The sequence below is a fragment of the Dehalobacterium formicoaceticum genome, assembly GCF_002224645.1.
Taxonomy (GTDB): Bacteria; Bacillota; Dehalobacteriia; order Dehalobacteriales; family Dehalobacteriaceae; genus Dehalobacterium; species Dehalobacterium formicoaceticum.
In genome coordinates, this window is sequence record NZ_CP022121.1 from 1,593,432 (window position 1) to 1,605,643 (window position 12,212).

General features: G+C 44.5%; 11 protein-coding genes and 1 other annotated feature. All 11 genes read left to right on the forward strand.

Translation table 11 applies throughout. The features are described from left to right. The first annotated feature begins 5 nt into the window (after window positions 1-5). The 11 genes from CEQ75_RS07840 (at window position 6) to CEQ75_RS07895 (ending at window position 12,197) form a co-directional block, all read left to right on the forward strand. Window positions 6-1,058: a FecCD family ABC transporter permease gene (locus CEQ75_RS07840; RefSeq protein ID WP_198306663.1), complete on the forward strand. Its 1,053-nt coding sequence runs from the start codon at window positions 6-8 to the stop codon at window positions 1,056-1,058. Between the two features lie 5 nt (window positions 1,059-1,063). After that, window positions 1,064-1,846, forward strand: coding sequence for an ABC transporter ATP-binding protein (locus CEQ75_RS07845; protein ID WP_089609837.1), 783 nt, complete (start codon window positions 1,064-1,066; stop codon window positions 1,844-1,846). Between the two features lie 19 nt (window positions 1,847-1,865). Continuing rightward, a complete protein-coding gene (locus CEQ75_RS07850) occupies window positions 1,866-2,639 on the forward strand; it encodes a cobalt-precorrin-4/precorrin-4 C(11)-methyltransferase (protein WP_089609838.1) in 774 nt (257 codons plus the stop codon). Between the two features lie 38 nt (window positions 2,640-2,677). Next, window positions 2,678-3,088, forward strand: a complete 411-nt coding sequence (locus CEQ75_RS07855; RefSeq protein ID WP_089609839.1) for a hypothetical protein — start codon at window positions 2,678-2,680, stop codon at window positions 3,086-3,088. Window positions 3,089-3,306: 218 nt separating this feature from the next. After that, a complete protein-coding gene (locus CEQ75_RS07860) occupies window positions 3,307-3,618 on the forward strand; it encodes a nucleotidyltransferase domain-containing protein (protein ID WP_089609840.1) in 312 nt (103 codons plus the stop codon). Then, window positions 3,593-3,991 (forward strand): nucleotidyltransferase substrate binding protein, encoded by a 399-nt coding sequence (locus tag CEQ75_RS07865; RefSeq protein WP_089609841.1) that lies wholly within the window; start codon window positions 3,593-3,595, stop codon window positions 3,989-3,991. The genes CEQ75_RS07860 and CEQ75_RS07865 overlap by 26 nt, the downstream gene beginning before the upstream one ends. A 178-nt stretch (window positions 3,992-4,169) precedes the next feature. Then, complete coding sequence (locus CEQ75_RS07870; RefSeq protein ID WP_089609842.1) at window positions 4,170-6,002, forward strand: FAD-dependent oxidoreductase; 1,833 nt, start codon at window positions 4,170-4,172, stop codon at window positions 6,000-6,002. Between the two features lie 278 nt (window positions 6,003-6,280). Further along, window positions 6,281-6,521: a binding site (T-box leader), on the forward strand. Window positions 6,522-6,613: 92 nt separating this feature from the next. Next, window positions 6,614-8,275: a dihydroxy-acid dehydratase gene (gene ilvD, locus CEQ75_RS07880; RefSeq protein ID WP_089609844.1), complete on the forward strand. Its 1,662-nt coding sequence runs from the start codon at window positions 6,614-6,616 to the stop codon at window positions 8,273-8,275. Window positions 8,276-8,479: 204 nt separating this feature from the next. Then, window positions 8,480-8,971 carry an acetolactate synthase small subunit gene (gene ilvN, locus CEQ75_RS07885; protein ID WP_089609845.1) on the forward strand — a complete coding sequence of 164 codons (492 nt, stop codon included), beginning with the start codon at window positions 8,480-8,482 and terminating at the stop codon, window positions 8,969-8,971. 14 nt (window positions 8,972-8,985) lie between these two features. Next, window positions 8,986-10,668 (forward strand): biosynthetic-type acetolactate synthase large subunit, encoded by a 1,683-nt coding sequence (ilvB, locus tag CEQ75_RS07890; RefSeq protein ID WP_089609846.1) that lies wholly within the window; start codon window positions 8,986-8,988, stop codon window positions 10,666-10,668. Beyond that, window positions 10,665-12,197 carry a 2-isopropylmalate synthase gene (locus tag CEQ75_RS07895; protein ID WP_089609847.1) on the forward strand — a complete coding sequence of 511 codons (1,533 nt, stop codon included), beginning with the start codon at window positions 10,665-10,667 and terminating at the stop codon, window positions 12,195-12,197. The genes ilvB and CEQ75_RS07895 overlap by 4 nt, the downstream gene beginning before the upstream one ends. Window positions 12,198-12,212: the final 15 nt, after the last annotated feature.

Consider the following 12,212-nt stretch of genomic DNA (forward strand, 5'->3'; position numbering starts at 1 on the left):
ACCAAATGAGCGAGAGTAATTTAAAAAGCACTTTAAAAGCCAGACAAATTTATGCAGGTATCATTAAGAAAAAATCATTGATTATTTTCCCTTTGATAGCTCTTATCCTGATCAGCATAGTTGTCAATTTATTTGTGGGAAGTGCAGATTATAATTTTACAGAAACAATAGATGCACTTTTGGGAACTACAGAAGATGAGGTTTCAATGTTTGTGATTTGGGGGCTGCGTATGCCGGTGGCGCTATCGGCGGTCGTGATCGGTGCTGCATTAGGGATGGGCGGATGTGAGATGCAGACAGTTTTAAGAAATCCCATGGCAAGCCCTTATACATTGGGATTATCTTCAGCAGCATCATTGGGCGCCGCGATCGCGATTATATTAAAGCTTTCCATCGTTCCAGGTGTCGGTACATTTTTGATAACCATAAATTCCTTTATATTTTCTTTACTGGCGGCAGGGATGCTCTATCTGTTTTCAAAAAGGGAAGACGCAGATCGGAATACTTTAATATTATTCGGTATCGTGATGAACTTTTTATTTAGCTCTTTAACCCAATTATTACAATTTGTTGCTGACGCATCAGATTTACAATCTTTAGTATTTTGGAGCTTTGGCAGCCTGAACAAGATTGATTGGATTAAACTGTTAATTATCACAATCGTGACGATACTTTGCGCATTTGTTTTTAGCCGGAATATTTGGAAATTGACTGCCATGTCATTATCCGATGAATCAGCGATAAGCCTGGGTGTTGATGTCAAAAAAACGCGCAGAAATATTATTTTTATCGTGGCCTTGCTGACGGCAACTGCCGTAAGTTTCGCCGGAACGATCGGCTTTGTCGGTTTGGTAGCGCCCCATATTGCCAGAATACTTTGCGGAGAAGAACAGAGATATTTCTTGACTGCATCAGCATTGATAGGTGCCTTGCTGCTATCCGTTGCTTCGATTGTCAGTAAATCCCTTGTTCCTGGCGTTATAATTCCCATTGGATTGGTGACTTCCCTTATTGGGATACCATTCTTTGCCCTCTTAATTTTAAAAAGAAAGGGATGATATCTATGATAACAATTGAAAACCTTTATTTTAAATACGATAAAAATCCAATATTCACAGATTTATCCTTATCATTAAAAGATAAAGTAAATATAATCGTCGGACCTAATGCCGCAGGAAAATCCACCCTATTAAAGTGCATTTTTGGCTTGCTTCCTGCTAAAGGGGAAATTCTTTGGGACGATAAGCGGCTATCAGAAATCCCCAGAAAAGAAAAAATGAATCTAATGGTTTATCTTCCTCAACAAGACATGGCCGAAACAACTTTGACTGTTTTTGAGACCGTTTTATTAGGAAGATTAGAATCTTTAGCATGGAAGGTAGGTGATGATGATTTAGAAAAGGCTTTAACAGCTTTAGAAGCCTTAAATATTGATAGCATTGCACGCCGGAAAATGAATCAACTTTCTGGAGGACAAAGAAAATTAGTATCAATTGCTCAGACCTTGGTCAGGGATCCGAAGATGATCTTGATGGACGAACCGACAAATAGTCTGGACATGCAAAAGCAATTAGAATTATTCTCGATCATAGAAGAAGTGTCTATTAAAAAAGATATGATGTTTATTATTGTGATGCACGATATTAATCTTTCCAGTCGCTATGCCGATTCTTTGGTCGTCTTAAAAAGCGGCGGGGAATTTTATTCCCAGGGAAATCCGAAAGAAATTGTAACAGAAGAAATGCTGAAAGAAGTTTATGGCATCGAAGCTTATGTGATGTTAAACGAAAATGATATTCCCGTAGTATCACCGATTCGTTCAGTAAAAGATACGATTGCACAATAGGGGAGAAGGGAGAAGAGATATGGAAACAAAGGTATTTATCGTGGCGGGAGGTCCGGGGGATGCTGAGCTTATGACGTTGAAAGGACAAAGAATTATTGACAGCGCCGATCGTATTTTTTTCAGTACCCGTTTTACTCCGCAAGAGATGTTCAGCAATACTAAGAGTAGTTGCAAATTTTATGATAGCTTTGCTTATTCTTATGATGAAAAATTACAATTAGTCAAGGAGGCAGTCAGCAAAAAACAAATCACGGCTTTCGTAACCATGGGAGATCCTTGCCTGTATGGGATGATCGGCGGTCTAACAGATCGTTTTGAAAATGAACAGATCGATTATGAAGTCATCCCTGGTGTTAGTTCCTTCAATGCTGCTACAGCTTTGCTTAAAAGAGGCATGACGGGGTTGGGACTTCCCAATACGGCAATTTGTACCACCTTACGAGATAGAGAAGATGGAGAGGAATATTTTAACCTGGTTGCCGCCCTTGGTGCGAGTCTGGCGATCTTTATGTCCGTAGAGCTCCTTGACCGGGTAATCCACGTGCTGAAGAAATACTATCCCATGACTACACCGGTTGTTGTCATTTGCCGTGCCACTTGGCCGGAACAGCAAATTGCCCAAGGTAATTTGCTGACGATTAGTGATTTAGTTTCAGAGCAAAAAATTACCGACGGACTCATTTTGGTCGGTGAATTCATTGATAAGGAATACGACTATGTTTTGGAGAAGGAGTTTACGGAAAGGAAGAAAAAGGAGGCAGCAGAGCGTGAGGCGGCAGGCAAAAATAAATAATGGTATCAAGTAAAAATCTTTAAGGAAGAAGGGCTAAAATGAAGAAAAAAATTGGATTAATTCTCATGTCGCTGTTATTGATATTTTCACTATCTGCATGTGGTACTACAGATTCTGTAGAAACAGGAAACGCAGGAGAGCAAGAAATGGGATATTACTCTCCTGAAGAGGCTCAAGAAAAGATGGATTCCACTGTAGGGGAATATGTTCAAAGAAAAGGTTGGGACAAGCTGAAAGCTGTTCAAAATAATAATGTATTCGCATTTTTTCACAATCAAGCACAAAATCAATTTGGATTCTATCCTACATTAAAAATGGCTAAGATTTTTTATCCAAATGAATTTGAAGATATCAACCCTGATGAGAGATTAAAAGAATTCTATGATCGCTTTCTGCCGATAGGGTATGACGATGGAGTTTGGTTTTATCAATTAGGGGAACAATTTTAATGAGGGAGTGATTCAATAGCAATGAAAAACAGGGGATGTTCCTTGTTCGAGGCAGATATCCAGACTTAACAGTTTTACTGTGATAAGATCTATCAGTGACAGAATAGAGAACCGTCCCCTGTTCTACCCAGAACACTCTAAATGCTAAGTTTAGGGAATTTTTTTGTTAAAGAATTTGGTATAATATAATTGTCTAATAGTGGAAGGGAGGGATTTAAATGAATAACATCTTAGATGAAGGCTTAATTTCCAATATAAAAAAACTTGGGAAAAAATATCAAATAGATAAAATTGTATTGTTCGGCTCCCGTGCAAGAGGGGATAATAGATTTAATAGTGATATCGACCTTGCAATTTTCACATTGCCGGGGTTTTCTGACAAAGGATATTTGACTAGTGACATAGATGATCTTAATACGCTTCTTAAAATAGATGTTGTATTTATTAATAAAGATACAGATATAAAACTACTGAAAAATATTGAAAAAGAAGGAGTACTATTATATGAGCAAGCATCGAACCAAATTTGATAATTTTACATACGCAATTAAACAACTAAAAAATGGGGTTTCAATGTTTAGTGCGGAAAATGACCTGTTAAGGGATGGATTGATTCAGAGATTCGAATTTACCTTTGAACTTGCGTGGAAAACCCTTAAAGTATGTTTTGAAGATGAAGGACTACTAGGAATTAACTCTCCTAAATCTGTATTACGGGAAGCTTTTTCAACAGGTCTTTTAGATGATGATAAACTATGGCTAGAAATGTTAAATGACAGAAATTCTACCTCTCATATATATAGCGAATCATTGGCGATTGAAATCTGTAATAAAATTATTGAGAAATATGCAGATGCTTTTGAAAGTCTAGCATCAAAAATTAGAATTAGGTATTTTGAATAGTGGTGCAGGTAATTCAAATGCAACAGTATTTTTCTGGCAAAGGGTAATCAACCGAATATTACCGGACAACACATCCATAGATCATTATTGGAATCCATGGTATAATTACCGCAAACAATGAAAATTTTGTCAGAAATACGCGGTGAAATTTTCCTAAACATAAGGAGGAGGGAGAAGGATGAAAAGGTGGATTTGTAAGGTTTGTGGGTATATCCATATGGGTGAAGAGCCACCAGAGAAGTGTCCCCAATGTGGTGCGCCAAAAACAGAGTTCCAGCTTATGGAGGATCAAGGTTTGAAAGACGGTAAACTGGTGGCGCAAGCAACGAAAAGGGAGCTGTTACCGGCCACGATTCCAAATAATGAGGGAAAAGGTCACGGGACTGCAGATACAGCGGCAGATGTCATTGTTGTAGGTTCCGGTGCCGCAGCCTTTGCCGCAGCCATCACAGCAAAAAACGAAGGCTGCTCGGTTATTATGCTGGAGAAAGCAGGCGAGATCGGCGGCACGACAAAGCGTTCCGGCGGCGGATTCTGGACACCCAACAATCGATTTCAAAAAGCTTGGGGCATCAAAGAAGATCGGGAACAAACCCTGAGATATATGGCTCGTTATTCCTATCCCCATCTCTACCAGCCCGAGGGTGAACGCTACGGGGTTCCGGAGAATGAATTCCAGCTGATGGAGGCCATGGTCGATCATGCGGCCGAAATGACTGAATATTTGGAGAATCTTGGTGTATTTGAGCTGACGGAGCAAATCAACTGGACAGGCCAGATGCATCTTGATTATCAGGATCATCTCCCGGAGAATAAATCCCTGCGCGGACGGCTTCTTTTCACCAAGGATGATCAGGGCGAAGTGGGCTATGGTTTTAACCTGATCAACCGCTTTAAAGCTTGGGCGGAAGATCACAACATTCCCATGCTGGTCAATCATGAGGTGGTCCGGATTCGCAAAGATGACCGGGGTAGGGTCATTGGTGTGGAAGCAAAATCTGGTGATCAGACAATTTCCTATACCGCATACCAGGGTGTGATCTTCGGCAGCGGTGGTTTTTCCCACAATCCTGAGTTGATGCTGCATTTTGGAAAAGGCCCCATCTTCGGCGGTTGCTCTGCTCCCTCTAATACCGGGGACTTTATTACCCTGGCAGGAGAGATCGGTGCAAAGTTAGGCAATATGGGCGGTGCTTTTCGAGCGCAGAGTGTCTTTGAAAGTGTCCTGGAAAATCCGGGAGGTTCCAATAATCTCTTTTTTATTCCGGGAGACAGTGTGCTGGAGGTTAATCGCTACGGCCATCGGGTGATGAATGAAAAGCGGAACTATTCGGATCGGGGTATGGTTCATTTCGTTTGGGATCCAAACCGGGCCGAATGGACCAATATGCTTCTCTTCATGATTTTTGATGCAAGAACGGCTGATCTCTGGCAGGGCATGCCCCCTTACCCGGCAGAAGGCCAGGAGGCTTCCTATATGATCAAGGGAGATAGCTTGGAAGAGCTGGGAAATGCCATCGGAGAGCGTTTGTCCAAACTAAAAGATCATACCGGCGGCTTTATGCTGGATGAGCATTTTAATGAAAACTTTGCAGTCACGGTAGAGCGGTTCAACGGTTTTGCAAGGGCAGGCCGGGATGAGGATTTTCAGCGGGGTGAATTTGCCTACGACAGAGAATGGACCACCTTTCCTCCTACCAAACCGGATGCCGGCAAATGGCCTGAGGATATGACTAAAAACTATACCTTAGCTCCCCTCCGTGAGGAAGGTCCATATTATTGCGTGATTTTGGCTTCCAGCACCCTTGATACCAACGGCGGCCCGATGATTAACAGAAATAGCCAAGTGCTGGATGTGCGAAGTCAGGTTATTGAAGGATTATACGGTGCGGGAAATTGTATCGCATCACCCACAGCCAATGCTTATTGGGGTGGGGGCAGCACTATTGGACCTGCTATGACATTTGGTTACATCGCTGCTCAGCATATCGCGGGGAATACAGATAAATAACGATTATTGTTGATTCTGCTGCAAAAACTTCATTTTTTGCAGCAGAATCATTGTTATTTAACATGATTAGGTTGTGTTACTGCTTAATTTTAGTATAAGTTTAGCATTATTTTCTTTCCTAATATTATAGAGACGATTGAAAAAGATGATTTGTTACAGAAAAATAAAGTTCCTGCAAATTATTTTTAAATGAGGGCAGTCTTGTGCCGCGAAATTTTTCCTCTTGACACATTTCTTTCTCTTTTATATACTTAAGTTTAATTATTGCTAATAGCCTTATAAAAACGATGACGCAGACATGTTGCCTGATTTGGGCGGATTCAGAGAGCCGGAGATGCTGAGAACCGGTTTCGGCCAATCTTGTAACCTCACTGAAGAGTTGCCCCCTTGAAAGAATTTTAATTTGAGTAGAAAGGGGCCGGCGAAGACCGTTATCTTCTTTGTTTAACACAACAAGCGGCTGCATATAAAATATGCAGCAAGCAGGGTGGTACCGCGGAAATCCCTTTCGTCCCTGACAGACTGATCTTTGCCTGTCGTACGAAAGGGTTTTTTTAAATCTTTAAAAAATTTTTAAAATTAAAATCATAGAAAATGCAGGGGTGAAAATCATGAGAAGTGATCAAATGAAAACAGGTTTGGAAAAATCCCCCCATCGCTCTCTCTTAAAAGCTTTGGGATTAACAAATGAAGAAATGAACCGTCCCATGATCGGAGTGGTGAATTCTTTTAATGAAGTGGTACCGGGACATATGCATTTGCGCAATATTTCCGAGGCGGTGAAAACCGGTGTGCGAATCGCTGGAGGAACACCTCTGGAATTTCCCGCAATTGCTGTGTGCGATGGCATTGCCATGGGCCATCAAGGTATGAAATACTCCTTGGCCAGCCGGGAACTGATTGCGGATTCCATCGAGGTTATGGCTTTAGCTCATGCTTTTGATGCCTTGGTTTTTATCCCCAATTGCGATAAGGTGGTTCCGGGGATGCTAATGGCTGCCGCCCGGATCAATATCCCCTCCATCTTTGTCAGCGGCGGACCGATGATGACCGGACGTCTTCGCGGCAAAGAGCTGGACTTAAATTCAGCTTTTGAAGCTGTAGGGGCTGTCCGGGCCGGTAAGATGACTGATGAGGAACTGGAGGAAATCGAAAACAATTGCTGCCCGGGCTGCGGTTCCTGTTCCGGAATGTTTACCGCCAATTCCATGAACTGTCTTACGGAAGTGCTGGGGATGGGACTACCGGGTAACGGTACCATTCCGGCTGTACAGTCGGCACGTATTCGTCTGGCAAAACAAGCGGGCATGAGGATAATGGAGTTGCTGGAGATGGATCTTAAACCTGCTCAAATGATGACGGACAAAGGTTTTCATAATGCCCTGACCGTAGATATGGCCCTAGGCTGTTCCACCAATACCATTTTGCATTTACCGGCTATTGCCTATGAAGCCGGCGTGAAATTAAATTTAGATCTGGTCAATGAGATCAGTGAACGAACACCCCATTTATGTAAACTGGCTCCCGCCGGATTCCATCATATCCAGGATTTACATGAGGCCGGGGGATTGCCCGCGCTCCTTGCGGAACTGGCTTCCCATGGCCTGATTCATACGGATGTACCCACCGTGACCGGAAAAACCATGGGAGAAAACATTAAAGGGAAAAAGATTTTAAACCCGGATGTGATTCATAGTAAGGAAACAGCTTACAGCGATAAAGGGGGTCTGGCTGTTTTAAGAGGAAATCTGGCTCCGGATGGTGCCGTGGTCAAAAAAGCGGCGGTGGCGCCGGAAATGATGCAGCATCAGGGACCAGCCCGGGTTTTTAACAGCGAAGAAGAAGCATCAAAAGCCATCTATGGGGGCAAAATTAACCCGGGAGATGTGATTGTGATTCGTTATGAGGGCCCCAAAGGGGGCCCCGGCATGAGGGAAATGCTGGCGCCTACTTCCGCCATCCAGGGGATGGGGTTGGGTGCAGCGGTGGCTTTGATCACCGATGGACGGTTTTCCGGAGCAACCCGGGGTGCTGCCATCGGACATGTATCTCCGGAGGCGGCCGAGGGCGGTTTGATTGGCCTGGTAGAAGAGGGCGATCTTATTCGCATTGATATTCCCGGCGGCAAACTGGAGCTTGTTTTAGATGAAGCAATTATTGAAAAAAGAAGATCGGCCTGGGTCAAACCTGAACCGAAGATTACCACCGGATATCTGGCAAAATATAGCCAGCGTGTGACTTCAGCCGCTACAGGAGCTGTGATTGTGCGTTAGCATTTTTGGAACCTGTATTTAGGATCAGGATAAACCGAGGAAATATGTGATGCTGGGACAGTTTGCGGTATCAGTGAACTCGTTCAGCTAAAGCTGAACATCGGGGCTTCAGATGGGGAATCTACCCCACCTGAAGTGAAAATAGGAGCTCCCACTTATAGAAGTGGGAGTCTTGGAATTTGATAAACGATAGGGGGGATGATCATGCGACATGTACTGTCTGTGATGGTAGAAAACCAGGCTGGGGTTTTGACCCGGGTAGCTGGAATGTTCAGCCGCAGGGGTTATAATATTGAAAGCTTAACTGTGGGAACTACAGAAAATCCAAAAATCTCCCGGATGACCATTGTGGTGGAGGGGGATGCTCATGTTATTGAACAGGTTGCGAAACAGCTCCATAAGCTGATTGAAGTCATTAAAGTGAGCGACATTACCAAAGAAGAATATATTGACCGAGAACTGGTTTTAATCAAAGTACATGCCGAACTCTCACAGCGAGGAGAAATCATGCAGATTGTGGATATTTTCCGGGCGCGCATTGTGGATCTGGGAGCGAAGTCTTTGGTGGTTGAAGCCACCGGTGATCAAGGGAAAATATCCGCAATTGAAGCATCCCTGAAACCTTTTGGCATTAAGGAAATGGTGCGCTGCGGCAAAGTAGCCATGGTGCGGGGGGTAAAATCGAAGGTAGAATAAGGGAGGGGACCAAATTGACAATAACAGGTGCGGAAGCATTGGTGCAAGGGCTGGTATCGGAAGGGGTCAGTATTGTGTTTGGTTACCCCGGGGGAGCCATTCTGCCTGTATATGATGCTTTAAGAAATTCAAAAATTAAACACGTCCTGGTGCGTCAGGAACAAGGGGGCGTTCATGCCGCCAGCGGGTATGCCCGGGTGGGCGGTAAAACAGGAGTCTGTATGGCTACTTCCGGTCCCGGTGCGACCAATTTGGTGACGGGGCTGGCCAATGCTTATATGGATTCCACTCCCCTGGTGGCGATTACCGGTCAGGTAGCCCGTTCCATGGTAGGAACAGATGCTTTTCAGGAGGTAGATATTACCGGCATTACTCATCCCATTACCAAACACAGCTATTTGGTACAGAAAGCCGATGATATCCCCCGCATTATAAAAGAAGCTTTTCATATCGCTTCGACAGGACGTCCGGGACCGGTACTTATCGACGTGCCCAGAGATGTGGCAGAGGAGATCTGTAAAGGAAAAGTACCGGATAAAGTTAACCTGCCCGGTTATAAGCCAACGATGCAGGGTCATAGCGCTCAGGTAAAGACGGCGGCTCAAATGATGATAGCAGCCAAAAGACCTGTGCTTGCTGCCGGAGGCGGGGTGATCCTGGCTAATGCGGCAGAGGAATTGGTGCAGCTGGCAGAAATGATTCAGGCTCCCGTGATGACCACCTTAATGGGCTTGGGTTCCATTCCTACTGTCCATGATTTATATTTAGGCATGCCGGGTATGCATGGTCATCCATCGGCGAACAAGGCCATTATGGAGTGTGACTTGCTAGTTACCGTGGGCATGCGTTTTGATGACCGGCTAACGGGAGCAGTCGGGAAATTTGCCCCCCATGCGAAAATTATTCATATTGATATTGACCCGGCGGAAATCGGGAAGAATGTCCGGGTAAATATACCTATTGTGGGTCATGTTAAACTGGTACTCCAGTCCATCATTGAACGGTTAGAACCGGTACAGCATCAGGAATGGTTTGATAAGATCCGTCAGTGGAAGACGGAAGATCCTCCTTTGTACCTGGCAGATGAAGAGCAATTAACAACTCCCATGGTGCTGCAAAGACTAAATCAATTAACCTCGGGTGACATGATCGTAACTACCGATGTGGGGCAGCATCAGATGTTTGCCGCTCAGCTGATCCGTTTAAAGCACCCTAAAAGCTTTATTACTTCCGGCGGATTAGGTACCATGGGTTACGGCTTTCCCGCAGCGATTGGCGTGCAAATGGCCAAACCTGAAGCGCGAGTTGTCTGTGTTACCGGGGATGGCAGCTTTCAAATGAGCATGAGTGAATTGGCTACCGCCCGGGAACAGGGTTTACCCATTATCATTCTTCTTTTTAATAATCATTGCTTAGGGCTGGTACGCCAGCTGCAGCATTTTTATTGCGACCGGCGTCAGATGGCGGTGGATATTACGGGAAGTCCGGATTTCGTTAAATTAGCCGAAGCCTATGGCATCAAAGGATATCGGATCAGTCATCCCAGGGAGATCGATCAGGTATTACAACAAGCCCTTGCTCAGGATGAATTGACCATCGTGGAATGTGAGATTCGACATGAGGAGTATGTGAATCCTAATGTACTGGCAGGAAAAGGACTGGATGAAATGGTTCTGGGAAAAGGAGGAAATTCATGAACAACAGAGTTATAATTTTTGATACGACTTTACGTGATGGAGAACAGTCTCCGGGGATTAGTTTAAATGCAAAAGAGAAATTGGACATTGCCATGCAATTGGCAAAGTTAGGGGTGGATGTGATTGAAGCAGGCTTCCCCATTGCTTCCCCCGGGGATTTTGAGGCGGTAAAGACCATTGCCAAGAATGTAAAAGGGCCTGTGATCTGCGCCTTGGCCAGAATCGGTGCCGGAGATATTGACCGGGCCTGGGAAGCCGTGCAGTATGCGGAACGTCCCCGGATTCATACCTTTGTAGCTACTTCAGACATACATCTGAAGCATAAGTTGAATAAAACCCGGGCAGAAGTTTTGGCCATGGTAGAAACAGGAGTTAAGCGGGCGAAAGGATATACTTCCGATGTGGAATTTTCGGCGGAGGATGCTTTCCGCAGTGACCTGGACTTTTTGTGTCAGGTGCTGGAAACGGCCATTGCTGCCGGAGCGACTACGGTCAACGTGCCTGATACGGTAGGTTATGCCACGCCGGAAGAATATGGCAAATTTATTGCCGATATTAATGATAAGGTGCCTAATATTGATCAAGCAGTGATTTCAGTGCATTGTCATAATGACCTGGGTTTGGCTGTGGCTAACTCTTTAGCAGCCGTCAGAAACGGAGCCCGCCAAGTGGAATGCGCCGTAAACGGTTTAGGAGAACGGGCCGGAAATGCCTCTTTAGAGGAGATTGTGATGAGCTTGTATACGAGACGGGATTCCTTTGGTTACGAAACCGGCATCAATTATCAGGAAATCTATCGCACGAGCCGTTTAGTTTCCAACCTCACCGGGATTGCAGTGCAGCCCAACAAGGCCATTGTGGGCAAGAATGCCTTTGCCCATGAGTCCGGCATTCATCAGGACGGGGTGATTAAGGAACGGACTACTTATGAAATTATGAATCCCCAAATGTTGGGTATCGTTCAGAGCAATCTGGTTTTTGGCAAGCATTCAGGACGCCATGGTTTTAAACAGCGTTTGGAGGAATTAGGTTATCAGCTCACTGATGAAGAGATAGATAAGGCTTTTAAGCAGTTCAAAGATTTAGCGGATAAAAAGAAGCAGATTACTGATGCAGATTTGGAGGCTTTGGTAGAAAACGAGATTCGTAAAATCCCGGAAAAATGGACTTTGGAATATCTTCACATCTGCAGTGGCACCGGGGTGACACCTACCGCTACTGTGCGGGTGGTCAGCGAGGACGAGGTGGTGGAAGAAGCGTCCTGCGGAGACGGTCCTATTAATGCCGCCTTTAGGAGTTTGGAAAGGGTTACCGGAATCGAAGCCAAATTACAACAATATTCCATTAACGCCGTCACCGGCGGAATAGACGCCATCGGAGAGGTTTCAGTGCTGGTGGAATACAACCATCGGGTTTTTTCCGGACATGGTATCAGCACCGACATCTTAGAGGCCTCGGCCTTGGCTTATCTTAATGCCATCAACAAGATTATTTATGAAAATCAGGTCAATGCCGGATTGGTTGGCTAGTCAAAAAAAACGGAG

Excerpts from the sequence above, each read along its gene's own strand:
- CEQ75_RS07840 (WP_198306663.1), top strand. The coding sequence starts at position 6 with ATGAGCGAGAGTAATTTAAAAAGCACTTTAAAAGCCAGACAAATTTAT.
- CEQ75_RS07845 (WP_089609837.1), top strand. The coding sequence starts at position 1,064 with ATGATAACAATTGAAAACCTTTATTTTAAATACGATAAAAATCCAATA.
- CEQ75_RS07850 (WP_089609838.1), top strand. The coding sequence starts at position 1,866 with ATGGAAACAAAGGTATTTATCGTGGCGGGAGGTCCGGGGGATGCTGAG.
- CEQ75_RS07855 (WP_089609839.1), top strand. The coding sequence starts at position 2,678 with ATGAAGAAAAAAATTGGATTAATTCTCATGTCGCTGTTATTGATATTT.
- CEQ75_RS07860 (WP_089609840.1), top strand. The coding sequence starts at position 3,307 with ATGAATAACATCTTAGATGAAGGCTTAATTTCCAATATAAAAAAACTT.
- CEQ75_RS07865 (WP_089609841.1), top strand. The coding sequence starts at position 3,593 with ATGAGCAAGCATCGAACCAAATTTGATAATTTTACATACGCAATTAAA.
- CEQ75_RS07870 (WP_089609842.1), top strand. The coding sequence starts at position 4,170 with ATGAAAAGGTGGATTTGTAAGGTTTGTGGGTATATCCATATGGGTGAA.
- ilvD (WP_089609844.1), top strand. The coding sequence starts at position 6,614 with ATGAGAAGTGATCAAATGAAAACAGGTTTGGAAAAATCCCCCCATCGC.
- ilvN (WP_089609845.1), top strand. The coding sequence starts at position 8,480 with ATGCGACATGTACTGTCTGTGATGGTAGAAAACCAGGCTGGGGTTTTG.
- CEQ75_RS07895 (WP_089609847.1), top strand. The coding sequence starts at position 10,665 with ATGAACAACAGAGTTATAATTTTTGATACGACTTTACGTGATGGAGAA.